The organism is Candidatus Deferrimicrobiaceae bacterium (genome assembly GCA_036504035.1).
GTDB lineage: Bacteria > Desulfobacterota > Deferrimicrobia > Deferrimicrobiales > Deferrimicrobiaceae > JANXPS01.
In genome coordinates this window covers 164,420-188,319 of the sequence record DASXVV010000006.1, presented here as the reverse complement: position 1 = coordinate 188,319, position 23,900 = coordinate 164,420, and the positions used below count along the sequence as shown (strand labels likewise).

Genomic DNA, 23,900 nt, shown 5'->3' with positions numbered 1-23,900 from the left:
ATGCGAAGTGGAGCAGCCGCCTTCGGCGTTTTCCTGATCCTGATGTTGATAGCGGCGGTTCCGTCGCATGCGTGGCTCTATTACCACAAGCCCGCCTTCAAGGGAAAAATCTTTGACGCGGAAACAAACGCGCCCCTGGAAGGGGTCGCCGTTGTCGCTATATATCAAAAAACGATAGCGGCAGGATTCGAGCCTATCACCCAAACGATTGAAGTCAGGGAAACGTTTACGGATAAGGATGGTATTTTTTATATTCCTTCTTATACGACGATAATTGATCCGTTTTCAATAAATAGTTATGTAAGGTTTATCTTCAACAAACCGGGTTATATGGATGAATTCCGTCCGGGAAACTTTTCGTCGGATGCAGGCATTAGTGGCGACGAACATGAGCGGTTTTTTTCTGAAAGTTTCGGTAAAGAAGATAATGTTTTGTTGGACCCCAATATGGGCAAAATTGGATCAACAGAAAAATATTACAAGGTAGTTTTTGGAGTCATAAAACTTCCTAGGCTTAAGACGAGGACGAGGGGAGAAATTCTAAGGGAGACGGCAGTGGTGATTGATGAAAAATACCGATACAAGACGCCAATTTTAAATAAATACCTTCTGGAAGAAGAAAGCCAATTGCCGAAAAAATAGGGGGCCGATCCATATGCCTATAAAAAAAATAATTATGTGCATTCTATTTTGGTCGTTATCGCTGAATACGTCGTTATGTATGGCTTTAAATATGGGTACGCATGAGTTTTTAAATCAATACATCGCCCAAAACTCATTGGGTGGATTTTCCTTGGATAACTGTTTGCGCGACCGTTTCGGGTTTGGCGACGGGGTAAAACAACAACTAAATAATGTTCGGGTTGAGGATTGGCTAAAAAAGGGTGGCCGCGAGGAAGACTACCCGCCAGACACGTTTGTTGGAGGTTGGCCTCCCTATAGACGTTCGCGGAATCATTTTCACAATCCAATTCCACCATCATTGGACAATGCTGGTTTTACGGACTGGTTCTCGTTTTGCGACGTAGGCCATTGTCCTGTATCCGCGATTCGTTGGGCGCAAGGGCCGCAGAATTCAGATTTCATATATAATCTGAATTGGGGACCAATACATTATGATGTTCTAGACCTGAATCCAGGGGGTGATTGGTCCTGGTCCAAAACACGCCAGTATTTTTTTACAGGCCTAATATCGACAGATAAAGGAGTCAGAGACATTAACTTTGCCTACACTTTTCAAGGCTTGGGCCAAGTGATGCATCTTCTGGAAGACATGTCAGTGCCGGATCATACCCGGAATACTTTTCATCCTCCTTATTCGCACGATTATGAAGATTTCGTTTCATCTAAAATAACAAATGCTACGAAAGCTCTTCAATTTTCCCCCGCAGATTCTCAATATTTTGCCGGTACTATCAACGGTATCGCAAGTCTATTTGATGCGGATCAATATACGGGGAATAATTCGGAGATCACCCTATCTAATACTGTTGGGCTTTCAGAATTCTCCAATGCCAATTTCTATAGTAATCGTTCACTATTGTCATCTGTTTTCAATTATCCGGATATATCCAATGTATATGAAAGAGCAGAACCGGTTGCAAACAGGTACGGCAAGATAGACAATGCATATTACGTATACATAAATGGGCAGAGCAACAAATTGGCCGCCAAGTCTTACGTGGCACCCCATCCTAAACTTGTTGGCAAGCCTGGCAGTTGGAAATATAATCTAGACAATAGAGTATATGATGACTATGCTAAGGTACTTATACCCAGAGCCATCGCTTATTCGTCACAACTTCTTGGTTACTTCTTTCGTGGCACTATCGATGTTCAGTATGTCCCGGAAACTTCCTCCTTTCGAAGTATCAGCGTGACAGCCAGAAACACGACTTCAAACGGAGACGCAATGCCATGGGGGGATGTTTATCTGGTTGTCCGCTACCACGAGTTGCAGGAAAATCCGGATGGAACGATCGGCTACGTTCCCGGCGACTATCAGTACCGGGTCTATCAACTGCCTTACCTGACGAGCATCCCTGGCGCAAATCTCAATCCCTTACCCTTAACGTTTGACCTTTCCTCTAATCCGCTCCCGTTTCGTATCTCTGATGTCACCCTTCAACTGGTCTACAAGGGATATCTCGGGAACGAGGGCACGGCTGTGGCGGTCGGAAATGCTATAGCGACTACCTTAGGTACCAATATCGACATTTCTCCCCCGACCAACGGAGTTTACGCAATTGCTACAGATAATATTTTCACGAACTTTACACTGGCCGCGAAGACGAATATCCCCGGAGGCCTTGTCGATCCGAACGGGATTATCGAATTGGAGGTGGAATACCGCGAGGCGACCAGCGATCCATTTGCTTCCCCGGTCGTGGACACCCTTCCGACAGATGCATCGACCTACTATTTCCGGGTGCCGGAAAAGAATGGGGTAAAAAGTTTGCCGTGGGGTCAATCGGTCGAGTTGCAATTCGATCTATCGGAACTATCCATTCCGGTTTACGCAACTGATGTTTACATCAACTTGGTCTACCGCCGTGCGACCGATCCGGCAACAAAATGGCTAGCTGTCGGACGCCGCGATATTTCGGAACCGACGCCGGTGGATATCCTGAACAATACGGACAAAATCTGCATATTTGGCCAGTGGTACGACTCAGGATCGCAGGCAGCCTTCGATGCCACAGGTCGTAATGCAACTGTCGACATCCAACCGGAAACTGTTGCAAACTATCACTACACGGTCTCGACGGTAACGGACCCGAAGCCAGTCTCTCCGACAAATTACGCATTCTTCGATACCAACCTGTTGGGGCCGGGAGTCCATCGACGGATCGGCTATATCCTGACCGATTATGCTTTCAAATACAGTGTCAGCCCCAGTGTCATCAACGACGGAACCGCGATAAAAAACCAGTTGCTGGCTGACGACGAAACCCGTTTCTTCTACCCGGTTCCGATCCTTCGCGGCAACCGGATGTGGAGCGGGGCGGAAGTCATATTTATGAAAGCACCGTATCCGGTAAATTCCATTTGCGACATCACGGTCTTGCCTCCCGCGGGGCAATAGGGAAAAGGGTTAATAACAACACTCCAGTGCCCCCGGACCGAAGAAACGATCCTGTCCCCCGCGTCGTCGAATGAGGTAGGAGGACGCCATGGAACTTCACCTGTACGACCACGAAGTGGAACTGCTGAGGGACATCCTCACCGACGATCTGGCCCGCCTGATCCACGAGATCGGCCGGACCGACAGCCGGACGGCCCGCAAGGAGCTCAAGCGGGGAGAGGCCGTCCTGGAAGGCATCCTGGACCGCCTCGGCGGCCAGATTCGGAAGGCCTCCTAGGGAAGACCCCGGCGCAATCGCACGCCGGGGCTCCGGGTGGGGGGATTCAGCGGCGGTGCGTCACTTGTGCTTGATGAAGGTTCCGTTCGAGAACTCCTCGAACGCGACGCGCAGTTCCTCCCGCGTGTTCATGACGATCGGGCCATACCACGCCACCGGCTCCCTGATCGGCTTTCCAGAGACGAGCAGGAAGCGGACCGGTCCCTGGTCGGCCGTCACGACGATCTCGTCGCCGTCGTCATATAGGACCAGCGTTCCGTTCCCGCAGCGGCATTTTCGCTCCATATCCGACCAGTTGGCTCCCTCGGCCTCGCGGTCGTAAGGATCCCGGCCCGGGTCGAAATACCCTTCCCCCTCGATCACGTAGGCCAGTACGGTGTGCCCCCGCTTGACGCCGTGGCGGAAGGTCGCGCCTCCGGGCACGGACACGTCGAGATACTCGGGGTCGGTGACGATGTCCCGGACGGGCCCCTGGACGCCGTCGATCTTCCCGGCGATCACCTTCACCCGGACGCCCCCGTCGAGAACCGCCTCGGGGATCTCGGCCTTCGTGATCCCCCGGTAGCGCGGATCCATCATCTTGTGGGCGCGCGGGAGGTTGGCCCAGAGCTGAAATCCGCCCATCCGACCTTGTGCGTTACCCTTGGGCATCTCCTGATGGATGATGCCGCTGCCGGCCGTCATCCACTGGACGTCGCCGGGCGCGATGTTGCCCTTGTTGCCCATGCTGTCGCCGTGCTCGACGTTCCCCTCGAGCACGTAGGTGATCGTCTCGATGCCCCGGTGCGGGTGCCACGGGAATCCCGGGAGGAATTTCGAGGGGTCGTCCCCCCGAAAGTCGTCGAGCAGAAGGAACGGGTCGAGCTGCGGCACCTGTTCGTTGCCGAACGCCCGCCTCAGATGAACGCCCGCGCCCTCGATGGTGGGCTTGCTTTTCCAGACCTTCGCGATCCTGCGAATCGTCGTCATCGTCTGCCTCCTCCTTGTTCCCGGGATATCAGCGGCCGGCATCCCCGGCCAGCGCCTTGACGATGTCGCCGACCACCGCCTTGGCGTCGCCGAAGACCATCAACGTGTTGTCGAGATAGTAGAGCGGGTTGTCGATCCCCGCGAAGCCGGGGCTCATGCCGCGCTTGACCACGAGCACGGTGCGCGCCTTGTCGACGTCGAGGATCGGCATGCCGTAGATCGGGCTTGTCTTGTCGGTGCGCGCGGCGGGGTTGGTGACGTCGTTGGCGCCGAGGACGAGGGCGACATCGGCCTGCGGAAGCTCGGCATTGGCGTCGTCCATCTCGAGCAGCCGGTCGTAGGGGATGTTGGCCTCGGCGAGCAGCACGTTCATGTGGCCCGGCATCCGGCCCGCGACGGGGTGGATCGCGAAGGTGACCGTGACGCCCGCCTTCGTCAGGAGATCGTAGAGCTCGCGCACCTTGTGCTGCGCCTGCGCCACCGCCATGCCGTAGCCGGGCACCACGACGACGCGGGCGGCCGCCTTGAGGATCTCGGCCGCGTCCTCGGGAGCGGCGCTGCGCGCGATGCGCGTCTCGACCCCGGCCTTCGCCGCCCGGATCTGCCCGAAGCCGCCGAACAGCACGTTGGCGAACGACCGGTTCATCGCCCGGCACATGATGATCGACAGGACGAGGCCCGAGGAGCCGTCGAGCGATCCCGCGACGATGAGCAGCTTGTTGTTCAGGACGAATCCCATCGCCGCGGCGGAGAGCCCCGCGTAGGCGTTGAGCAGCGAGATCACCGTCGGCATGTCGGCGCCGCCGATCGGCAGGATGAGGAGGATGCCGAAGAGCAGGGAGAGGCCGATGAAAGCGGGGAACAATAAAGCCGCCTCCGGGTGCGCCACCAGCCAAACGCCGAGGCCTGCGGCCAGCGCGAAGATCGAGAGGTTGAGCCAGTTCTGCCCGCGCCAGACGATCGGGCGGGTCGGCAGCAGCTCCTGCAATTTCCCGAACGCCATCAGCGACGCGGTCACGGTGAGGCTTCCGAGCAACACCTCGAGCGCGAGGGCGCCCATCGCGAAGCGGCCGATGCCCGGCGCGCGCAGGTAGAATTCGGCGGTTCCGACGAGCGCTGCGGCGAGGGCGCCGAAGGCGTGCGATAGCGCCGTCCGCTGCGGGACGGCGGTCATCGGCATCATCGCCATCGGGATGCCGATCGCGGCGCCGACCGCGAAGGCGATCGCGATGTACCGGTAGCCGACGATCGCCGGTTCGAGCAGCGTCGCGCCGACCGCCAGCAGCATGCCGCCCGCGCCGACGAGCACGCCGCGGCGCGCCGTCGGCACCGCCGAAAGCCATTTGAGCGCGAGGATGAAGGAAGCGGCGGCGGCGAGGTAGACGAGCGGAAGGGCGCGGTCGATCATTTCGGCGCCTTCCCGCTTCTCCGGAACATCCGGAGCATCCGCCATGTGATGAGGTAGCCGCCGACGAGGTTGATCGCCGAGCAGGTGACCGCCAGCGTGCCGAGCACGGTCGACAGCGTCGTTTCCTGCTTGCCCGCCACGAGGATCGATCCCACGATCGTGATCGCCGAGATCGCGTTGGTCAGCGACATGAGCGGCGTGTGCAGCAGCGGCGACACCCGGCGGATCACCTCGAGCCCGAGGAACGTCGCGAGCACGAACACGTACAATCCGGTCTCGAGGTCGGCGATCATGTCGGGCGTTCCTCCCGGATTAGTTGGACACCTTCGACTCCGCGTCTCGGGTATCCCCTCCCGGGGGACGTCTTGCTCAGCCATCCATGGCATCGCTGCGACTCCATACCCCTCGCGCCGCCATCCCTGGCGGCTACACCCGCTCGGAGCATAGGCCCCCGTCCGAGGACACCCAAGCCGCTGCGCGCCGGTGATACGGAGGGGGCCGGGCAATTGCGCCCCGGAAATCGCGTTTGGTCATGTGCCGTCGAGTCGATGCGCCGGGAGGGATGAATCGTTCCCGAGGAAAGATTCCGCCCGATCACCTGTCGCCTCCAGGGAGCAGCACCTTGCCGTTGTGGGTGATCGTCGCGGACCGGAGGATCTCGTCTTCGAGGTCGAGGTTGAACGCGCCGTCCCTCCAGAACGCCAGGACGAACGCCGCGAGGTTCCGGGAGTAGAGGGTGCTCGCGTGCCACGGCAATTCGGAGGGCAGGTTCGCCGGACCGAAAATCGTGACGCCGTTCCTGACGACCGTCTCGCCCGGGCGGGTGAGCGCGCAGTTGCCGCCCCCCTCGGCCGCGAGGTCGACGACCACCGAGCCGGGCTTCATCCCGGCCACCATGTCGGCGGTGATCAGGCACGGCGCCTTGACGCCCCCGATCAGCGCCGTGGTGATGACGACGTCGGCCGCGGCGCACCGCTCGGCGATCAACTCGCCTTGCCGCCGGTAGAACTCGGGCGACAACTCGCGGGCATAGCCGCCCGCATCCTGCGCCTCGGCGCCCGCCTCGACGCCGACGAAGCGCGCGCCGAGGCTTTCGACCTGCTCTTTCGCGACGGGGCGGGTGTCGGTGGCTTCGACGACGGCGCCCAGGCGCCGCGCCGTTGCGACGGCCTGCAGGCCGGCGACCCCGGCGCCGATCACGAAGACTCGAGCGGGCGTCACGGTGCCCGCCGCGGTCATGAGCATGGGGAAGAAGCGGGGCAGGGCGTTGGCGGCGATCAGCACCGCCTTGTAGCCGGCGATGTTGGCCATCGAGGAAAGGGTGTCCATCGACTGGGCGCGCGAAATCCGCGGGATGCGGTCAGTGGCGAACGCCGTGATCCGCCGGGCGGCCAGCTTGCCCGCCAGGTCGGGGTGGCGCGCGGGCAGCAACATGCCCAGGAGCATCGACCCTTCGCGGATCAGGTCGGATTCATGGAGCCCGGTCGAGGGATCGAGGGCGGGAGGCTGAACCTTGAGAAGCAGGTCGGAGGAGGCCAGGAGCGACGCGGCGTCGGGGACGATTTTTGCGCCGGAATTCCGATAGGCGTCGTCGGGGAAGAAGGCCGCTTCGCCTGCGCCGGCCTGGACGTCGACCTGCAGGCCGGCCTTGACCAGCTTGGCGCAGCTTTCGGGAACGAGGGCGACACGCCGCTCCGACGGAGCGATCTCGCGGACGACGACGATCTTCATGCGTCGATCCTGCGATGGATGATCACGTTCTTCCCGGTCTGCTTCCCCTTGTACATCAGCTGGTCGCCCAGGCCGATCATCTCGTCGACGGAGTGGACGGCCTCCTCATAGGTCACGACCCCGATGGTGAACGTGACGGGCCATCCGTGCGCTTCCATGACCAGGATCAGCCGGTCCCTGAGGTTGGACACGGCGGTCTGCGCCGAGGCGTAATCGGTCTCCGGCAACAGGAGGGCGAACTCGTCGCCGCCCAGGCGCACGGCCAGGTCGACCTCCCGCAACGCCTCGCGGAGCGTGTCGGAGACGGCGCACAGGAGGCGGTCGCCTTCCGCGTGCCCCCGCGTGTCGTTGACGGACTTGAACCGGTCGAGGTCGATGTAGGCGAATGTGAAGGGCCGTTTGTATCGCCGGGAGCGGTGGATCTCGGCGGCGGCCACTTCCTGGAAAGTGCGCCGGTTCGGCAATCCCGTCAGCGGGTCGATCCGCGCCTGCGCCTGCACGTGCATCATGGCTTTCTTGAGGGCACCCAGGAGCCAGGTCATCAGGAAGAAAAACGCCAGCTTCTGCGCGATGTTCCAGAAGGGGATGACCGTGGCCGCGTCCGCCATCAGCTCGCGGGTGTTGACCCCGAACCAGACCGCGGTGCAGGCGACCGACAGGATCGTGCCGGCCCAGCTGCCGACGAAGAAGGTGACGACGAAGACGGGGACCAGGTAGAAGATCAGGAAGGACAGGTCCGACGAGGTGAAATAGTCGATGACGCCCAGCACTGCCACGAAGAGATAACCGCTCGCGAGAATGACCGGCGCGGGCACGCGGTTGAGGCGGTCGACGATCGCGACGAAGGCGCGGTGGATCCAGCCGCCGTCCGGGTCTTCGGGGAACCTGATGCCGCCGTTCGAGCTCATGCCTCTATCCTATCGAAGTTCAAGCCGGACCGCCGTTGCTTTTCCGGCTTAAGCCCCCGGGATTATATGATATCTTTTCTCCTTATGGCCCAGGGTCACTTCATTCTTCGCGAGAAGGAATACGAGGCGTTTCACGCGCTGCTCAAGCGGCTCCTGGCCGAGTCCTGCGCCAAGGTCATCTTCCTGATCGACAAGAACGGGTCCATGCTGGCTTCCGCGGGCGAGACGGACGAGTTCGATTCGACGTCGATCGCCTCGCTGGCCGCCGGAAACATCGCCGCGACCGGGGGGCTGGCCAACCTCATCGGCGAGAAGGAATTCTCGATCCTCTTCCACGAGGGCGAGAAAGACAACATGCACATCTCGGTGATCGCCAACCGGCTCATCCTCGTCGTCGTCTTCGACAAGCGCTCGTCGGTCGGGCTCGTCCGGCTGCGGGTGCGCAAGGCGAACGACGAGATGGTGCGCATCCTCGCGCAGGCCGATGCGGCGGGGTCCGAGGCCAACCTCGAGGGCGATTCCCTCGAGGAATTGACCGAAGCCGACATCGAGAGCCTCTTCAAGTAATGTCGTTCATCAACTATTCCTCCCGCGAAATCAACTGCAAGGTCGTCTACTACGGGCCCGGGTTGTGCGGGAAGACCGCCAACCTCCAGTACATCTTCAAGCGGATGAACCCCGAGGCGCGCGGGAAGATGATCTCCCTCGCCACCGAGACCGAGCGCACCCTCTTCTTCGACTTTCTTCCGGTTTCCCTCGGCGAGATCCGGGGCTTCAAGACGCGCTTCCACCTCTACACGGTCCCGGGGCAGGTGTTCTACGACGCGAGCCGGCGGCTCATCCTACGCGGCGTCGACGGCGTCGTGTTCTGCGCCGATTCGCAGCTCACGCGCATGGACGCCAACGTCGAGTCGCTCGAGAACCTGCACGTCAACTTGCGCGAGCAGGGGTATGATCCCGACAAGCTCCCGCTCACGCTGCAGTACAACAAGCGCGACCTTCCCAATATCGCCTCCGTCTCCGAGCTGCACGCGCTGCTCAACAACCGGAACGTCCCCGAGTTCGAGGCGGCCGCGATCACGGGCGCCGGTGTCTTCGAGACGCTCAAATCCATCATTCGCCTCATCCTGGTAGACCTCAAGAAGGGCGGAAAGTAGCGCCCGCGCGGGGCGGCAAGTCCATCTCAATTCGCGTTCGTCCGGGTGATGCCATGATGGTCGATGAAGCAATCCGCTTCCTGTCGAAGATCCCCCCTTTCCAGTTCCTCGAGGATGCCCTGCTGCGCCAGGTGGCCGGCAGCCTCGCGCTCGAGTTCTATCCGAAGGGAACCGTGATCCTGCAGCAGGACGGGACGGTCAGCGACGCGCTCCGGATCGTCAAGAAGGGCGTCGTCAAGATCTCCCTCCGGCCAAAGGGGGGCGGGGACGAGGTCGTGATCGATTACCGGGAGCCGGGCGAGACGTTCGGACTGGTCTCTCTCATGGGCAAGCGGCAGAAGACGACGATCGTGGCGGTGCAGGACACGATCTGCTACCTGCTCCCGAAGGAGCGCTTCAACGAGCTGCTCGGCACGAACCCCACCATCATGGAGTATCTGCTCCAGTTCCACCTCACCAAGTATGCCGACATGACCTCGCGCGAGATCCAGGGCAAGAGCCTGTTCCTCGGCAGCAGCGACCACGTCCTGTTCACGACGCAGGTCGGCGAGATCTGCACGCGGACGGCCGCGACGGTCGAGAAGACGGCGACGGTCCGCGAGGCGGCGCAGAGGATGGTCGACGAGAAGCAGAGCGCGGTCATCGTCCTCGACGAGAAGGGCATACCCGCGGGCATCGTCACCGACACCGACCTCCGCAAGAAAGTGGTGGCGAAGGGGCACCCGGTCGACTCGCCCATCACGACGATCATGAGCGCGTTCGTCGTCACGGTCGAGGACAAGGACCACTGCTTCGAGGTCATCCTCAAGATGCTCCAGCACAACATCCACCACGTCGCAGTCACGCGCGACGGCGTCCTCCAGGGCGTGATCACGAACCACGACTTCATGCTCCTGCAGGGGCGCAGCCCGCTGGCGTTCTCCGAGGACATCGAGCAGCAGAAGACCATCGAGGCGCTCGCGCCGGTCTCGGGCAAGCTCCTCAACATCATCGGCGTCCTCCTGCGGGAGGGCGCCCGGGCGGCCAACATCATCCGGATCATCTCCGAGCTCAACGACCGGATCGTGCGGAAGGTGCTCGAGATCGTCGAGGCCGAGCTGGGGCCTCCCCCGGTGCCGTTCTGCTGGCTCGCCCTGGGCAGCGAGGGGCGCAAGGAGCAGACGTTCCGGACCGACCAGGACAATGCGATCATCTACGCCGACTGCGAAACCCCAGAGCTTGCCGCAGCCGCAGCCGGATATTTCACCATGCTCGCCGGGCGCGTACGTGACGGGCTCATCCAGTGCGGCTTCGAGGCGTGCCCGGCCAACTACATGGCCAGCAATCCCGAGTGGTGTCAGCCACTCTCCACGTGGCTTCGCTACTTCTCGAACTGGGTCTCCGAGCCGACGCCCGAGGCGGTGCTCAAGTCGCTCATCTTCTTCGACTTCCGTCCGCTCTACGGAGACGAGTCGCTGGCGCGATCGCTGCGCGACCACCTGAACCTCGAGGTGCCCGACCACGCCTCCTTCCTCGGCTTCCTCGCGAACATGCTGGTCAAGAACCGGCCGCCGATCGGCTTCTTCGGCACGGTCGTCGTCGAGCGCGGAGGCGAGCACAAGGACGAGCTGAACCTCAAGATCAAGGGGATCGCCCCGCTGGTCGACATCGCCCGCCTGTTCGCGCTCGAGAAGGGGGTCCGCGTCTCCTCCACGCTGGAGCGGATCAAGGCGCTCCGTGCTTCGCACACGATCGTGTCCGAATACGCCGACGAGCTCGAGTACGCCTTCGAGTTCATCACGATCCTGCGGATCCACAACCAGTTCCGGCAGCTCGAGGCGGGAAAGCCCATCGACAACTTCATCAATCTCGAAACGCTCTCCAACCTCGAGAAACAGACGCTCAAGAACGCCTTCCGCGTGATCCTCAAGGTGCAGGAGCTGGTGATGGAACGCTACAAGGCGTTCATCATCTAGGGGCAGGGAAGGTGGGATTCCTCGACTGGTTCCTGGGAAGGGAGGCGCCTCCGGGCGGCGCGCAGCCGACGGCCGCGCTGGTGTCCGGCACGCGCTACGTCGTCGTCGACACCGAGCTGACGGGGCTCGACCCGCGCAAGGACGATATCGTGTCGATCGGCGCGCTCCGGATGAGCGGCGGGCGGCTCGAGATCGGCGGATCGTTCTACGAGCTCGTCCGCCCGAGCGCCACGCTCGACGGGAAAAGCATCGTCATCCACGGCATCACGCCGACCCAGGTTGCCGGGAAGCCGCCGATCGATTCGGTGCTCGCGGCGTTCACCGGCTACTGCGGCAACGACGTCCTCGTCGGCCACTGCCTGTCGATCGACCTGTCTTTCCTCAACCGGGAGGCGCGGCGGTTGTTCGGCGGGCCCCTGCACAATCCCGTCGTCGATACGCTCTCGATCTATGGGTGGCTGCGGAACCGGCAGGCCGGGCACCCCATCTTTTCCTCTCCCCTGAACGGGCTTCGGCTCTACGACATGGCGAAGGGGTTCGGGATCTCGTGCGAAGGGGCGCACGACGCCCTGGCGGACGCCTTCATCACCGCGCAACTCTTCCAGCGCTTCATCCCGATCCTCGAGGGCTTCGGCATCCGCGATCTCGACGACCTGCTGCGCATCGGCAACCCGGGCATGCAGGGCGAAAACCTCTTCTCCCCCGGCGGCCGCGCCAATTTCTGATTTCCTGATCCTCACGGAGCGGCGTCGCCTTGCTTGAACTTCCATGGCTCGGCCCAATGCTCCCCGGCTAGTGCCACGCGGGGGCTCCCTCCCTTCGGCTCGCCTCCGGCATCCCTGTCTCCCGGCGAGCCGAGAGAGGCCCCCGTCCAGGGACCCCCGCTTCGGCATATGCCCGGGAGCATGATGCCTCGGTACCCTCAGATCATCGTCACGGCATTTCGCAACTTGGGTTGAGCCTTCGGGGAAGCTTTTCCGCTTGAGCGGCCATGTACCCCTTGCGAAGCCTGGATGGCGGGAGCAAGGGGCACGGCAGAGAAACCGCCCATGGATGGGCGGCGAACGGAGGTTGCGGGAAAGGTTCCCCGCAGGTGGTTCGCGCGGAATGCGAACCCCGGCGCAGCCGCCCCGGGATGGGTGACCTCCGATGGGGGCATGTCCACCTTGCGGTTTTAGCCGCCATGGATGGCGGCGCAAGGTGGACCCGAGGCGCAGGAGGCGCAGGGATGCGCCGACAAGCCGTACCCCGGAGGAGGACACCCTCGCGGGGCGCGCGGAGCCGGGAACGGATACGGATGCGGGCGCAAACGAAACGGCCGGGAGGTTGCCCTCCCGGCCGTTGGCGTTTCTTGCTGTTGGTGCGGCGGCGCTTAGTGGCTTGCGGCTCCTTCGGCGCCGATGCCGATGTAGGTACGGACCTTCTCGGCCTCGAACTTGATCTCGGCTTCCTCTTCACGCTTGAACAGGGAGACGAGGATGCCCATGAGGAACGCGCCGCCCATCGAGTAGACGCCCGGGTTCTTCATCTTGTAGGGGGCCTTCTTGAGGCCCAGGTCGGCCTCGGCCTTCTTGGCCTTCGCGGCATCGACGCCCGCGGCGACCGCGTTGGAGGTGATCATCTGGATGTCGCCTTCGGCGGTCTTGAGCTCCTTCTGGGCTTCCTTCAGCTTGTCGGGAGCGAGGGCCGGGTTGGCGACCTTGATCCGGAGCTTGTCGACCTTGGGCTGGAGGCCCGCCAGCGCCTTTGCGGGATCCTTGGCGATCTTCTCGACCACGTCGACGCGCGCCTTGGCGGCGACGACGGCCTTGGATGCGGTGCCCTGGAACACTTCTTCGTAGACCGTCGGCGAGAAGGCGATCAGGACGACGGCGAGGATGAGGCCGGTGTAGATGCTGGCGATCGCGCCGGCCGTGGTGAAGCGCTTCCACATGATCGACATGACCAGCGCCGGGAAGTTGGCGCTGGCGGCGACGACGAATGCGAGACCGACCATGAAGGCGACGTTTTGCCCCTTGAACGCGAGCGCGAGGAGCACTGCGACGATGCCGAGGCAGACCGTGGCGCCCTTGGCGACCTTCATCTCTTCCTTCTCGCTCGAGACTCCGTGGCGGAAGACGCCGACGTAGAGGTCGTGCGACAGCGCCGAGGCGCCCGAGAGCGTCAGGCCGGCGACGACCGCGAGGATGGTCGCGAAGGCGACCGCGGCGAGGAAGCCGAGGAACAGCCCGCCGCCGATGTTTTCGGCCAGCGCGAGCGCCGCCATGTTGCCGCCCTTGTCGATCGACATGATGAAGTCTCTGCCGGTCATGGTATCCGTGCCGCAAAGGACCGCGGCGGAGAAGCCGATGGTGACCGTGAGGATGTAGAAGTAGCCGATGAAGCCCGTCGCGACGAACACCGACTTGCGCGCCTGCTTGGCGTCGGGGACGGTGAAGAAGCGCATGAGGATATGCGGCAGGCCGGCGGTGCCGAACATGAGGGCGAGGCCCAGAGAGAAGGCCTCGATCGGGCTGGTGACGAGACCGCCCGGCGCCAGGAAGCCCTGGCTGGGGGTGTCGTAGAGGGACGCGGCCTTGTCGAACAGCGCAGGGTAGCTGAACCCGAGCTTGCTCATGGCCAGGAACACCAGCAGCGTGGCGCCGCCGAGCAGCAGGCACGCCTTGATGATCTGGACCCAGGTGGTGGCGAGCATGCCGCCGAAGAGGACGTAGCAGATCATCAGGGTGCCGACGAGAACGAGCGCCAGCTCGTACGGCAGGTTGAACATCAGCTTGATAAGGGTGCCGGCGCCGACCATCTGGGCGATCAGGTAGAAGATGACCGTGATCAGCGAGCCCAGGGCGGCCGCGGCCTTGATCGGGCGGTGCTGCAGCCGGAAGGCGACGACGTCGGAGAAGGTGTACTTGCCGAGATTGCGCAGCGGCTCGGAGATGAGGAACATGACGATCGGCCAGCCGACGAGCCAGCCCACCGAGTAGATGAGGCCGTCGTAGCCCTTGGTGGACACGAGGCCGGCGATGCCGAGGAACGACGCCGCGCTCATGTAGTCGCCGGCAAGCGCGAGGCCGTTCTGGAAGCCGGTGATGCCGCCGCCCGCCGCGTAGAACTGGCTGGCGGTCTTGGTCTGCTTGGCGGCCCAGTAGGTGATTCCGAGCGTGATCGCGACGAAGATCAGGAAGCAGGCAACAGCGATCGGGCTCAGTGTTCCGATGACGGATTGGACTTCAGGCTGCATAGTTGGTCACCCCCCGACCCGATCTTTTACACGCTTGACCATGACATCGTAGCTGGTGTTCGCCCAGTAGATGTAGACGCCGGTCAACACCCAGGACAGGATGATCACGCCGATCGCGATCGGGATGCCGATGGTCATGGCCGCGTCGGGTGACAGCTTCTGCGCCAGGAACGGCTTGTTGTAGGCGATGATGGCGATAAACCCGAAGTAGAGCACCAGCTCGAGGATGGTCAGAATGATCGAGATGGTGTCCTTCTGTGACTTCAGCTTCTGGAATTCGGGATCTTCGAGGATTTGGTGGGCATTCTTGCTCATTGGTTCCCTCCTCTATCGAAATGTTGGTGCGTGTTCGAGTTCATCCGTTCCTCCTTTCGGGGAAATGAGGTTTTACTCTTTAAAACTATGGCACCATTTTTACCGGAAGGCAAGGGGGGTGTCAAGTGGAAAAGTAACGTGGTTTTATTGTATACAGTATGCGGAGATAATCCCGTTTTCATTGGCCTTTTCCGATAGGGTCCCCCACGGGTCCCGTTCGGTGGTACCCTCTATGTAACGATGTTCCGTAGGAGGAAGCATTTTGAGCGATCGGGAGCGAATCTTTTTGACCCATCTCTCTTCCTGCGCCGGCTGAGCGTCGAAAGTGGGGCAGGGGGACCTTGCCCGAATACTTTCCGCCGTGCCGCCCGCCGATGATCCGCGCCTTCTGGTGGGCAACGCGCAGGCCGACGATGCCGCCGTCTTCCGGCTTTCGGACGACCTGGCGCTGGTGTCGACGCTCGACTTCTTCACGCCGATCGTCGACGATCCGTACACCTATGGCGCCATCGCGGCGGCCAATTCCCTGTCCGATATCTACGCGATGGGGGGCGAACCGCTTTATGCGCTAGCGATCGCGGCATTTCCCGGCGATAAAAAGACGTTTCCGCTTTTGGCCGACGTCATGGCCGGGGCAGCCGACAAGGCGCGGGAGGCGGGCATCTGCATCGCCGGCGGCCACACGGTGCGCGACGCCGAGCCCAAGTTCGGGCTGGCGGTGACGGGACGCATCCACCCGCAGGCCGTCTGGCGCAACAGCGGCGCGAAGGCGGGGGACGCCATGGTGCTGACCAAGCCGCTCGGGACGGGGATCGTGACGACGTGCATCAAGTGGGGGATTGCGTCGCAGGCGGTCGCCGATGCGGCCGTCCGGTCGATGCTCCGGCTGAACGCCGCCGCCGGGAAGGCAGGACGCGAGGCGGGAATCGACACGGCGACGGACATCACCGGCTACGGATTGCTGGGGCACCTGGTCGAGGTGCTCGAGGCCAGCGGGCTCCGGGCCGAGATCGACCTGCGATCGGTGCCCGTGCTGCCCGGCGTCCCGGAGCTTCTTCCGACCCGGACGCTGCCGAGGATTTCAGGCCGCCGTTTCCCCGGGGCCGATTATCTGCATCGTCGGTTCGGCTTTCGGCCGATCCCGGGCGGGGTGCGCGAGATGCTGGCCGGATTCGGCGGAAAGGTCCGTTTTTCGGAGCGGGTCGCCGAGGAAACGCAATTCCTGCTGGCGGATCCGCAGACGTCGGGGGGGCTGCTGATGTTCGTGCCGGAGGAGCGGTCCGACCTGCTCCTGTCGACGCTTGCTGAGCTGGGAGAGACGGGGTGGCGGATCGGCCGGACGATGCCGCGCAGCCCGGGCGATCCGACGCTGGTAAGCGTTACCTGATTTTCCCCAGCAGGCGGAGCAGGCCGTCGAGGATGGTCACCGGGTGGGGCGGGCAGCCGGGGATGTAGAGGTCGACCGGCAGCAGGCCGCCGATGCCGTCCGATGCCTCGGGGGAACCGGCGTACGGGCCGCCGCCGATGGCGCAGGCGCCGCATGCCACGACGATCTTCGGGGAAGGGACGGCCTCGTAGGCGATCCGCACCGCCTCCTTCATATTTGCGGTCACCGGTCCCGTGATCCAGAGTCCGTCGGCATGCCGGGGGCTGGCGACGAACTGGACGCCGAACCGGCCCAGGTCCCAGCCGATGGTCGACAGGACGTTGGTGTCGGCCTCGCACCCGTTGCATCCGCCCGCGCTGACCTCGCGGAACTTGATCGAGCGACCGAACAGCGAGATCAGCTCGTCGCCCATTGCCCGGGTCTTCTGCCGCTCCTCCCCCGATAAAACGACCAGCCCTTCCCGCGTGTTCGACGAGAGCTGCGCATCGTTGCCGAACGCGAGGGCTTCGTGCGGGCAGGCGTCGACGCATTCCGGGCAGAAGATGCATTTCCCCATATCGAGGCGTAGCGTCCCGGCTTCATGGGTGATGGCGCCGTAGGCGCAGGCGTCTCCGCAGGCATGGCACCCACCCGGGCAACGAGAGGGGTCGAGCCGGGGATATCCGCGGAACCGCTCGGGCAGGACGGCCGGAACCCGGGGATAGCCGGTGGTCCGGTGTCCCTGCCGGATGCGGGCCAACATCGCGCGTATCATCGTGCGTCCTCCGTCACAGGTCGAATCCGCAGTAGGACAGGTTGAAGCTCTTGTTGCAGAGCGGGAAATCGGAGATCTGCTGTCCCCTGAGCGCGATCGAGAGCCCCTGCCAGTTGTGGAACGAGGGATCGACGATCTTGTAGCGGGCCAGGCGCCCCGACGCGTCGGTCAGTGCGACGTGGCAGATCTCGCCGCGCCAACCCTCGGTCATGGCGACCGTCACGTGCCCCGGTGCGAGCTCGCCGCCGGGGTTGCGGAACGGGCCGCCCGGCAATTGCAGCAGCTGCTCGCCGATAAAGTCGAGCGACTTCTCGCATTCGAGCCACCGGATCATGCTTCGGGCGCAGACGTCGCCGTGGTGCCCCGCGACCAGCGGGATCTGGGCCACCCGGTAGATGCCGAAGGGGTGGTCGCGGCGGACGTCGAGCGCCAGGCCGCAGGCGCGGGCGGGCGGGCCGACCAGCCCCAGTTCGCGGGCGAGGTCGGGTGCGAGTGCGCCCGTGTTTTCGAGGCGTCCCATGACCGACGGGGTGTTCCACAGCAGGTCGACCGCGTTGGTGAGGTCGCGGCGCGCCTCCGCGAGTCTTGCGAGCATCTCGTCGACCTCGCGGGCGCCCAGGTCGAAGCCGGTCCCGCCGTGCCGGACGAGGCCCCGGCCGAAGCGGCTACCGCAGATCATCGCAGTCATATTGAGGAAGTCGCCGCGGATCCGGCCGCAGAACGACGAGGTCGGCAGGTAGCCGATGTCGCCGGCGATCGCCCCCAGGTCGCCGGTATGGTTGGCCAGCCGCTCGAGTTCGAGGGCGATCCCGCGGAGCGCCTCGGCCCGCGCCGGAACCCGGCATCCCGAAAGCGCCTCGAGCGCCATGCACCACGCCTGCGAGTGCCCGACGGTCGTGTCGCCCGCCGCCGCCTCGATCATGTAGGGGCTTTTGGGGTGCGGTCCCCCCATCAGCGCCTGCTCAATTCCCCGGTGCTGGTATCCCAGCGAGATCTCGAGATGGAACACCTGCTCGCCGTGGCACTGGAAGCGGAAGTGTCCCGGCTCGATGATGCCGGCGTGGATCGGCCCGACCGCCACCTCGTGGACCGATTCCCCCTCGACCCGGTAGAAATCCATGATGCCCGGAAGGATCGGGTCGGCCTCGGGGCGTCCCCACGCATCCCGCCCGCGGACGAACGATCGATGGAAGCGGACCGGCTTGAACCACGGGTGCCCCTCGGGGACGATTCCGCACTGCTCGGCGATCTCCCGCTCGAAGAGGCTCGCCTGCGGGCAGAGCCCGGCGATCGACGTGAAGGACAGGCCTGCCTCGGCCGCCATGATTCCGATCTGCCCATCCTGCTTGAAGGAAAGCACGCAATAGAGCGTCGCGCCGCCGGGCGTGGGCACCCCGAACCAGGACGAGATCCGCCAGCCATCGTCGACGGCGTCGATGATCCCTTGGAGGAACCGGTCGATCTCGTAGACGGGGATGTCGCGGGCCGGCGCCGCGGCGCCGTTGCCGAGGATCAGGAAGTCGGGTTTCATGGTTGCGCTCCCAGAAGTGCGGCGCCGTCGCGCAAGAGCGTCATCAGCGGGCCGGGAATCCAGAGCCCCAGCATCAGCACGACGCCCATCAGGCAGAGCGGCGGCGCGACCGTCAGCACCCGGTCGCGGTAAGGGCTTTTCTCGAGCCCCTCCGGCGGCTCGCCCATCACGAGCGGAAGGACGGTGGAGGCCATGCCGATGAACACGATGGTCAGCAGCAGCAGAAACGCCGCGCCGACGCCGCCGTTGCCCTGCAGGAAGGCGCTGCTGACGATGGTGTACTCGCTGATGAACGGCGAGAACGGCGGCGAGCCGGTGATCGCGATGAAGCCCGCCAGGAAAAGCCCGCCGGACCACGGCACGCGCCGCATCGCCCCCTTGACGACATCGGTCGTCTTGCTGCCGTAGGAGCGGTGGATGTTGCCGGAGGAGAGGAACAGCACCCCCTTGGTCAGCCCGTTGTTGATGACGTGGAAGAGCGCGCCGAAAAGCGCCCCCTTGCCGAGCCCCAGCGCCACGGCGAGAATCCCCACGTGCTCGACGCTGGACCAGGCGAGCATTCGCTTGAAATCGGCCTGCCGGACCATGAAGACGGCCGCGAACGCCATGGAGACCAGCCCCATCGCCAGCAGCGCGTGCTGGAAGAAGGCGATCTCGGTGCCCGAGGCCATGCAGATCTGGTAGACGCGCAGGACGGCCAGGAAGGCGCAGTTGACGAGCCCTCCGGCCAAAAGCGCCCCCACGAGCCCCGGCGCCTCGCCGTAGGCGTCGGGCTTCCAGGTGTGCAGCGGCGCCAGCCCCATCTTGGAGCCGAACCCCACCAGCAGGAATATGAACGCGCCGTGGAGCCACCCGGGGTTGAGGCGGGAGGCGGAGGCGATGAGCGGCTCGAGCAGCAGCGTCGGCTCGGTGGCCTTCGCGACGACCGTGGAGTAGGCGAGGAAGAAGAGGCCGAGCAGCGCCAGCGCGATGCCGACCGAGCAGATGAGCAGGTACTTCCAGGTCGCCTCGATGGAGCGGGCGTTGCGGTTGAAGTAGACGAGCGGCGCCATCGCGACGGTGGTCGTCTCGAGCGCGACCCAGAGCAACCCGAGATGATGCGACATCGTGACCAGCGTCATGGCCGATAGGCAGACCTGGAGCCCCATGCAGAGTACCCGGTTCGACCGCTCCTCGCGGTAGGCGAGGTAGCCCACGGCGTAGACCGCGCACACGAGAAACAGCGTGCTGATGCTCAAAAGGACGATTTTCCCGAGCGGGTCGAGGAAGATCCAGCCCCCCGCCGAGGGGGGCGGCGTGTCGGCCAGGAGCAGGATCGTCATGACCAGGTGCGCGGCGCCGACAATCGGCAGGATCAGCGGGCGCTTCCGGCCCGACGGGACGACCCAGGCGAGGAGGGCGCCGACAAGCGGCATGAGGACGAAGACGGTCAGCAGCATCGCTTCAGTCCTCCTTGAGGGTGCGCAGCCGCGACGTGTCGATCGAGGAAAATTCGTGGCTGATGTGGTTGATCACGATGCCCATGACGAAGATGCCGACCAGGAGGTCGAGCAGCACCCCGGCCTCGACCATCATCGGCATGGCCTCGGTCAGGAGGAGGCCGAAGATGAAAATCCCGTTTTCCAGTACCAGGTAGCCGATGACCTGCGAGATGGCCTTGCGTCGCGACGTCAGCACGAGGAAGCCGGTCAATAGCGTGGCAATGGATGCGGGAACGACCAGCAGGTCCTGGTGCTCGGGGGCGAGCGGGAGCCGCTCGGCGAAGACGAAGGCGAGCGCGGTGAAGACGGCGCCGATCAGGAGCGTGGTCACGTAGCCGAGGAACGGCTCGACCTCGCGCTTGATCTGGGCCTTCCGGACGGCGTCGTTGATGAGCCACGGGATGAGCATCCCCTTGGCGAGGATGATGCCCGCGGTGATCCCCGCCAGTCGCCAGGAAAGGGGGTGGATGATCATCGGCAGGGCGCCGAGGACGACCCCCTGCGCCGCGACCGCGCGGATGGAGAACGCCAGCCGGCTCGACCCCAGCACCACGAAGTTGATCAGCATGACCAGCACGAGCATTTGGTCTGCGAACGGGACCATCGGTTACCTCAGTATCAGCAGCATGGAGAAGGCGGTCAGGACCGTTGCCGCCACCAGCAGCTGCGGGATCCGGACCAGCCGGAGCCGCGCCATCACGGATTCGACCATCCCGATGAGGATGGCCAGCACGAGCATGGAAAAGACGAACAGGGGCCACTCGAGGGCCGGGTTGCTCGCCCCGAACGGCAGGGCGATGTCGACGAAGAAGGCGCCCAGGACGAACAGCTTCAGGGCGGCGCCGTACAGGATGAGCCCGAACGCGGGACCGCTGTGATCGAGCACCATGACCTCGTGGATCATGGTCAGCTCGAGGTGCGTGTTGGGATCGTCGAACGGGATGCGGCAGTTCTCGGACAACAGGACGATGAACATCCCGCAGAGCAGCAGGATCATCGAGGCGCCCGCGCCCAGCCAGACGGCGGCGGGCAACCCCGTCAGCATGCCGGTGAGCGAGAGGCTGCCGGTCAGGCGGGCCAGCGTGACGAGCGCGAAGAACAGGGTGGGCTCGGCCAGGCAGGAGAAGGTGACCTCGCGGGCGGCGCCCATTCCTTCGAAGCTGGACCCGGTGTCGAGCGCGGCGAGCGTCGTGAAGAAGCGGCCGAGCGCGAAGAGGTAGGCGAAGAGGACGGCGTCGCCGGCGAACGAGATCGGCGCCGGGTGGTTGCCGAAGGGGATCATCAGCGCCGCGGCCGCCGTGGCGGCCAGCGTGACCACCGGGCCCGCGCGGAAGATCCAGGTGGTCGTCGGGCTGAAGACGGATCCCTTGCGGAACAGTCGCGCGAGGTCGAAGTAGGGCTGGAGGTAAGGCGCCCCCACGCGGCCGGCGAACGCCGCCTTGGTCTTTCCGATGACGCCGAGCAGGAGCGGCGGCATCAGCAGGGCGAGCAGCAGGTGGATGATCGTATCGGCCATAAAGCAATCCCCCTAGTGTGCCCAGATCATCAGCAGAAAGAGCGTGACGAAGATGTAAAGCATATAGATGTGCATCTGCCCGTGCTGGAGCCGGTGGATGAAGGCGAAGACGCCCGCTGCGACGGAAAAGGCCGGGAAGAGCAGCCGGTCGAGGATCGTCTCGGTCGGGGCGAACCGGAAGCGCGACGCCCCGGCGGCGAGCCCGGAGAGGATCGGCGGCGTGCGGTCGGGGCGGACGGCGCCCTCGAACAGGTTGACGAGCAGCTCGGAGAAGGAGGTGCCCGTGTACTGGACCCGGGGAGAGGGGGCGAGATAGCCGCATCCCCATGTGGGCGCGACGGCGGAGGGCGCGGCGGCCAGCCGGCGCCGGAAGAGCAGCGCGATCAGGGCGGCAAGCGCGAGGAGGCCGCCGCTCGCGACGGAGAGCCAGCCGATCGACGGAAGCGTCGCGATCGCCCCGCCCGGCGCGGGCGGCCAGGGCATCAGGGAGGAGGCGGCCGGCTCGACCAGGCGGATGATCGGCTGCGGAACGACGCCGACGACACAGCACAGGATGGCCAGCAGCGCCATGGGCAGAAGCATGGCCTTGCCCGCCTCGTGGCCGGTCGCGGCCTCGGGCGAGCGGGGGTTCCCGAGGAACGCGATGCCGTAGAGCTTCACGAAGCCGATCGCCGCGATGCCGCCGACCAGGGCGAGCACCGGCGCCAGGAGGGCGGGCCATGGGGCGGCCGCGCCCCGGGCGTCGGAGAAGATGCCGAGGTAGATGAGGAATTCGCCGACGAAGCCGTTGAGCGGCGGGAGGCCGCAGATGGCCGCGGAGCCGACGAGGAACAGGAGGGCGGTCGTGGGCATCCTCTTGGCGAGGCCGCCCATCCGGTCGATCTCCCGGGTGCCGGTGGCGTGGATCAGGGCGCCCGAGCCGAGGAACAGGAGCGGCTTGAAGAGGCTGTGGTTGAGCACGTGCAGGAAGGCGCCGGCGACGCCGAGGAGCGCCAGCGTGGTGTTCCCGCGCCGGATGCCGGCCATCCCGAGACCGAGGCCGAGCGTGATGATCCCGATGTTTTCGATGCTGCTGCAGGCGAGCATGCGCTTCAGGTCGCGCTGCGACGTCGCGAAGGCGATGCCCAGGACGGCCGTCATCGCGCCCATGACGACCAGCAGGATGTCCCACCAGGCGGGCGGCGCCTGGAAGAGGAAGGCGACGCGCACGATGCCGTAGATGCCCATCTTGAGCATGACGCCGGACAATAGGGCCGACACGTGGCTGGGGGCGTTGGCGTGGGCGGCGGGGAGCCAGGTGTGCAGCGGCATGAGCCCCGCCTTGGCGCCGAACCCGAAGAGCGCCAGCAGGAAGATCGCCGTCGCGGGACCGGTCGAGGCGAGCGCGCGGATGCCGGGAAATCCGAAGGTGCCGGTCTCGGTCCGGAGCACGGCGAACAGGACGAAAAGCGCCATGGTGCCGATGTGGGTGGCGAACAGGTAGACGGTGCCTGCCCGCTGCACCTCGGGCTTGCCGCGGTCGGTCGTGAGCAGGAACCAGGCGGACAGCGCCATGGCCTCCCACGCCATGATGAACAGGACGCCGTTGCGGGCCATCAGGAGCAGCACCATCGCGGCGGCCAGGATTCCGGTGAAGAAGGTCATGCCCGGCTCGGTGTCCCGGTGCTCCCGGGCGGGATGGTAGCCGATCGCGTAGACGGCGGCGCAGGCCGAGACGAGGAAGACGGGGATCAGGAACAGGGCGGACAGCGCGTCGACCGCGACTTCACAGTCGCCGAACGGGAGATTCCAGTCGAGGAGCCAGGAGGAGGGATCGGGGAAGAGGAGCAGGGAAACCGCCGAGGACAGGCCCGCGAGCGCGGCGACGACGGTCGCGGCAGCCGCGAAATTCTGGCCCCACCCGGGACGATGCCGTAGGAAGAGGCCGGGGATGCCGGACAGCGCCAGCAGGGCGGTCGCGCAACCGATCAGCGCAATGGCCAACGGGAATTCGTCCGGCCCGAAACCCGTCACGCCGTCACCGGAAGGGAGGGCAGGGCAGGAGGACGCCCGGGCTTGTCATATTTTGCGGAGTGATCTAGGGTCATAATGAGGCTCGATTCCGGAACTGCGCCCCAATTTAGCACAAAGGGGCGGAAGATGACAAACTGCTCCGATAAAATTGATTTTGCGCGGGATTTCATTTTGT

At 64.0% G+C, this 23,900-nt stretch carries 21 protein-coding genes; 8 read left to right on the top strand and 13 right to left on the bottom strand.

Going from position 1 to position 23,900, the window contains the following annotated elements; translation table 11 throughout:
- The 3 genes from VGK27_02170 to VGK27_02160 all read left to right on the top strand — a co-directional run bounded on the left by VGK27_02170 (position 1) and on the right by VGK27_02160 (position 3,362).
- Positions 1–642 carry a hypothetical protein gene (locus tag VGK27_02170; protein ID HEY3488911.1) on the top strand — a complete coding sequence of 214 codons (642 nt, stop codon included), beginning with the start codon at positions 1–3 and terminating at the stop codon, positions 640–642.
- Between the two features lie 13 nt (positions 643–655).
- Positions 656–3,085 carry a hypothetical protein gene (locus VGK27_02165; protein HEY3488910.1) on the top strand — a complete coding sequence of 810 codons (2,430 nt, stop codon included), beginning with the start codon at positions 656–658 and terminating at the stop codon, positions 3,083–3,085.
- Between the two features lie 88 nt (positions 3,086–3,173).
- Positions 3,174–3,362 (top strand): hypothetical protein, encoded by a 189-nt coding sequence (locus VGK27_02160; GenBank protein ID HEY3488909.1) that lies wholly within the window; start codon positions 3,174–3,176, stop codon positions 3,360–3,362.
- Positions 3,363–3,422: 60 nt separating this feature from the next.
- Here the strand turns inward: VGK27_02160 and VGK27_02155 are convergent, their stop codons facing one another.
- The 5 genes from VGK27_02155 to VGK27_02135 all read right to left on the bottom strand — a co-directional run bounded on the left by VGK27_02155 (position 3,423) and on the right by VGK27_02135 (position 8,378).
- Positions 3,423–4,331 (bottom strand): pirin family protein, encoded by a 909-nt coding sequence (locus tag VGK27_02155; GenBank protein ID HEY3488908.1) that lies wholly within the window; start codon positions 4,329–4,331, stop codon positions 3,423–3,425.
- A 28-nt stretch (positions 4,332–4,359) separates the two neighbouring features.
- The gene (locus VGK27_02150) at positions 4,360–5,739 is read right to left on the bottom strand and encodes an NAD(P)(+) transhydrogenase (Re/Si-specific) subunit beta (protein ID HEY3488907.1); all 1,380 of its coding nucleotides are present in this window, start codon (positions 5,737–5,739) and stop codon (positions 4,360–4,362) included.
- Positions 5,736–6,032: an NAD(P) transhydrogenase subunit alpha gene (locus tag VGK27_02145; GenBank protein ID HEY3488906.1), complete on the bottom strand. Its 297-nt coding sequence runs from the start codon at positions 6,030–6,032 to the stop codon at positions 5,736–5,738. The genes VGK27_02150 and VGK27_02145 overlap by 4 nt, the downstream gene beginning before the upstream one ends.
- 301 nt (positions 6,033–6,333) lie before the next feature.
- On the bottom strand, positions 6,334–7,470 hold the full coding sequence (locus VGK27_02140; GenBank protein HEY3488905.1) for a Re/Si-specific NAD(P)(+) transhydrogenase subunit alpha: 1,137 nt from the start codon (positions 7,468–7,470) through the stop codon (positions 6,334–6,336).
- A complete protein-coding gene (locus VGK27_02135) occupies positions 7,467–8,378 on the bottom strand; it encodes a GGDEF domain-containing protein (protein HEY3488904.1) in 912 nt (303 codons plus the stop codon). The genes VGK27_02140 and VGK27_02135 overlap by 4 nt, the downstream gene beginning before the upstream one ends.
- Positions 8,379–8,462: 84 nt before the next feature.
- On the opposite strand from VGK27_02135, the gene VGK27_02130 reads away from it, so the two are divergent.
- The 4 genes from VGK27_02130 to VGK27_02115 are packed head-to-tail and all read left to right on the top strand — an operon-like array spanning position 8,463 to position 12,215.
- Positions 8,463–8,945: a roadblock/LC7 domain-containing protein gene (locus tag VGK27_02130; protein ID HEY3488903.1), complete on the top strand. Its 483-nt coding sequence runs from the start codon at positions 8,463–8,465 to the stop codon at positions 8,943–8,945.
- Positions 8,945–9,535, top strand: a complete 591-nt coding sequence (locus VGK27_02125) for a GTPase domain-containing protein (GenBank protein ID HEY3488902.1) — start codon at positions 8,945–8,947, stop codon at positions 9,533–9,535. The genes VGK27_02130 and VGK27_02125 overlap by 1 nt, the downstream gene beginning before the upstream one ends.
- Positions 9,536–9,588: 53 nt before the next feature.
- On the top strand, positions 9,589–11,490 hold the full coding sequence (locus VGK27_02120) for a DUF294 nucleotidyltransferase-like domain-containing protein (protein HEY3488901.1): 1,902 nt from the start codon (positions 9,589–9,591) through the stop codon (positions 11,488–11,490).
- An 11-nt stretch (positions 11,491–11,501) separates the two neighbouring features.
- On the top strand, positions 11,502–12,215 hold the full coding sequence (locus VGK27_02115; GenBank protein HEY3488900.1) for a 3'-5' exonuclease: 714 nt from the start codon (positions 11,502–11,504) through the stop codon (positions 12,213–12,215).
- A 647-nt stretch (positions 12,216–12,862) separates the two neighbouring features.
- Here VGK27_02115 and VGK27_02110 read toward each other — a convergent pair.
- Both VGK27_02110 and VGK27_02105 read right to left on the bottom strand, forming a co-directional pair.
- Positions 12,863–14,728 (bottom strand): sodium/solute symporter, encoded by a 1,866-nt coding sequence (locus VGK27_02110; GenBank protein ID HEY3488899.1) that lies wholly within the window; start codon positions 14,726–14,728, stop codon positions 12,863–12,865.
- A 6-nt stretch (positions 14,729–14,734) separates the two neighbouring features.
- Complete coding sequence (locus VGK27_02105) at positions 14,735–15,043, bottom strand: DUF485 domain-containing protein (protein HEY3488898.1); 309 nt, start codon at positions 15,041–15,043, stop codon at positions 14,735–14,737.
- Positions 15,044–15,368: 325 nt separating this feature from the next.
- On the opposite strand from VGK27_02105, the gene selD reads away from it, so the two are divergent.
- A complete protein-coding gene (gene selD, locus VGK27_02100) occupies positions 15,369–16,430 on the top strand; it encodes a selenide, water dikinase SelD (GenBank protein HEY3488897.1) in 1,062 nt (353 codons plus the stop codon).
- Here selD and VGK27_02095 read toward each other — a convergent pair.
- From VGK27_02095 to VGK27_02070, 6 genes are read right to left on the bottom strand one after another with little or no spacing between them, the layout of a single operon-like run.
- Positions 16,423–17,184 (bottom strand): 4Fe-4S binding protein, encoded by a 762-nt coding sequence (locus VGK27_02095; protein HEY3488896.1) that lies wholly within the window; start codon positions 17,182–17,184, stop codon positions 16,423–16,425. The genes selD and VGK27_02095 overlap by 8 nt on opposite strands.
- 13 nt (positions 17,185–17,197) lie before the next feature.
- Complete coding sequence (locus tag VGK27_02090) at positions 17,198–18,715, bottom strand: NADH-quinone oxidoreductase subunit C (GenBank protein ID HEY3488895.1); 1,518 nt, start codon at positions 18,713–18,715, stop codon at positions 17,198–17,200.
- A complete protein-coding gene (locus tag VGK27_02085) occupies positions 18,712–20,154 on the bottom strand; it encodes a proton-conducting transporter membrane subunit (GenBank protein HEY3488894.1) in 1,443 nt (480 codons plus the stop codon). Before VGK27_02085 ends, VGK27_02090 begins: the two co-directional genes overlap by 4 nt.
- Before the next feature lie 4 nt (positions 20,155–20,158).
- A complete protein-coding gene (locus VGK27_02080) occupies positions 20,159–20,800 on the bottom strand; it encodes a hypothetical protein (protein HEY3488893.1) in 642 nt (213 codons plus the stop codon).
- A gap of 3 nt (positions 20,801–20,803) precedes the next feature.
- Positions 20,804–21,712, bottom strand: a complete 909-nt coding sequence (locus VGK27_02075; protein HEY3488892.1) for an NADH-quinone oxidoreductase subunit H — start codon at positions 21,710–21,712, stop codon at positions 20,804–20,806.
- A 12-nt stretch (positions 21,713–21,724) separates the two neighbouring features.
- On the bottom strand, positions 21,725–23,725 hold the full coding sequence (locus tag VGK27_02070; protein HEY3488891.1) for a proton-conducting transporter membrane subunit: 2,001 nt from the start codon (positions 23,723–23,725) through the stop codon (positions 21,725–21,727).
- Between the last annotated feature and the right edge of the window lie 175 nt (positions 23,726–23,900).

Excerpts from the sequence above, each read along its gene's own strand:
- VGK27_02170 (HEY3488911.1), top strand. The coding sequence starts at position 1 with ATGCGAAGTGGAGCAGCCGCCTTCGGCGTTTTCCTGATCCTGATGTTG.
- VGK27_02165 (HEY3488910.1), top strand. The coding sequence starts at position 656 with ATGCCTATAAAAAAAATAATTATGTGCATTCTATTTTGGTCGTTATCG.
- VGK27_02160 (HEY3488909.1), top strand. The coding sequence starts at position 3,174 with ATGGAACTTCACCTGTACGACCACGAAGTGGAACTGCTGAGGGACATC.
- VGK27_02155 (HEY3488908.1), bottom strand. The coding sequence starts at position 4,331 with ATGACGACGATTCGCAGGATCGCGAAGGTCTGGAAAAGCAAGCCCACC.
- VGK27_02150 (HEY3488907.1), bottom strand. The coding sequence starts at position 5,739 with ATGATCGACCGCGCCCTTCCGCTCGTCTACCTCGCCGCCGCCGCTTCC.
- VGK27_02145 (HEY3488906.1), bottom strand. The coding sequence starts at position 6,032 with ATGATCGCCGACCTCGAGACCGGATTGTACGTGTTCGTGCTCGCGACG.
- VGK27_02140 (HEY3488905.1), bottom strand. The coding sequence starts at position 7,470 with ATGAAGATCGTCGTCGTCCGCGAGATCGCTCCGTCGGAGCGGCGTGTC.
- VGK27_02135 (HEY3488904.1), bottom strand. The coding sequence starts at position 8,378 with ATGAGCTCGAACGGCGGCATCAGGTTCCCCGAAGACCCGGACGGCGGC.
- VGK27_02130 (HEY3488903.1), top strand. The coding sequence starts at position 8,463 with ATGGCCCAGGGTCACTTCATTCTTCGCGAGAAGGAATACGAGGCGTTT.
- VGK27_02125 (HEY3488902.1), top strand. The coding sequence starts at position 8,945 with ATGTCGTTCATCAACTATTCCTCCCGCGAAATCAACTGCAAGGTCGTC.
- VGK27_02120 (HEY3488901.1), top strand. The coding sequence starts at position 9,589 with ATGATGGTCGATGAAGCAATCCGCTTCCTGTCGAAGATCCCCCCTTTC.
- VGK27_02110 (HEY3488899.1), bottom strand. The coding sequence starts at position 14,728 with ATGCAGCCTGAAGTCCAATCCGTCATCGGAACACTGAGCCCGATCGCT.
- VGK27_02105 (HEY3488898.1), bottom strand. The coding sequence starts at position 15,043 with ATGAGCAAGAATGCCCACCAAATCCTCGAAGATCCCGAATTCCAGAAG.
- VGK27_02095 (HEY3488896.1), bottom strand. The coding sequence starts at position 17,184 with ATGATACGCGCGATGTTGGCCCGCATCCGGCAGGGACACCGGACCACC.
- VGK27_02090 (HEY3488895.1), bottom strand. The coding sequence starts at position 18,715 with ATGAAACCCGACTTCCTGATCCTCGGCAACGGCGCCGCGGCGCCGGCC.
- VGK27_02085 (HEY3488894.1), bottom strand. The coding sequence starts at position 20,154 with ATGCTGCTGACCGTCTTCGTCCTCATGCCGCTTGTCGGCGCCCTCCTC.
- VGK27_02080 (HEY3488893.1), bottom strand. The coding sequence starts at position 20,800 with ATGGTCCCGTTCGCAGACCAAATGCTCGTGCTGGTCATGCTGATCAAC.
- VGK27_02075 (HEY3488892.1), bottom strand. The coding sequence starts at position 21,712 with ATGGCCGATACGATCATCCACCTGCTGCTCGCCCTGCTGATGCCGCCG.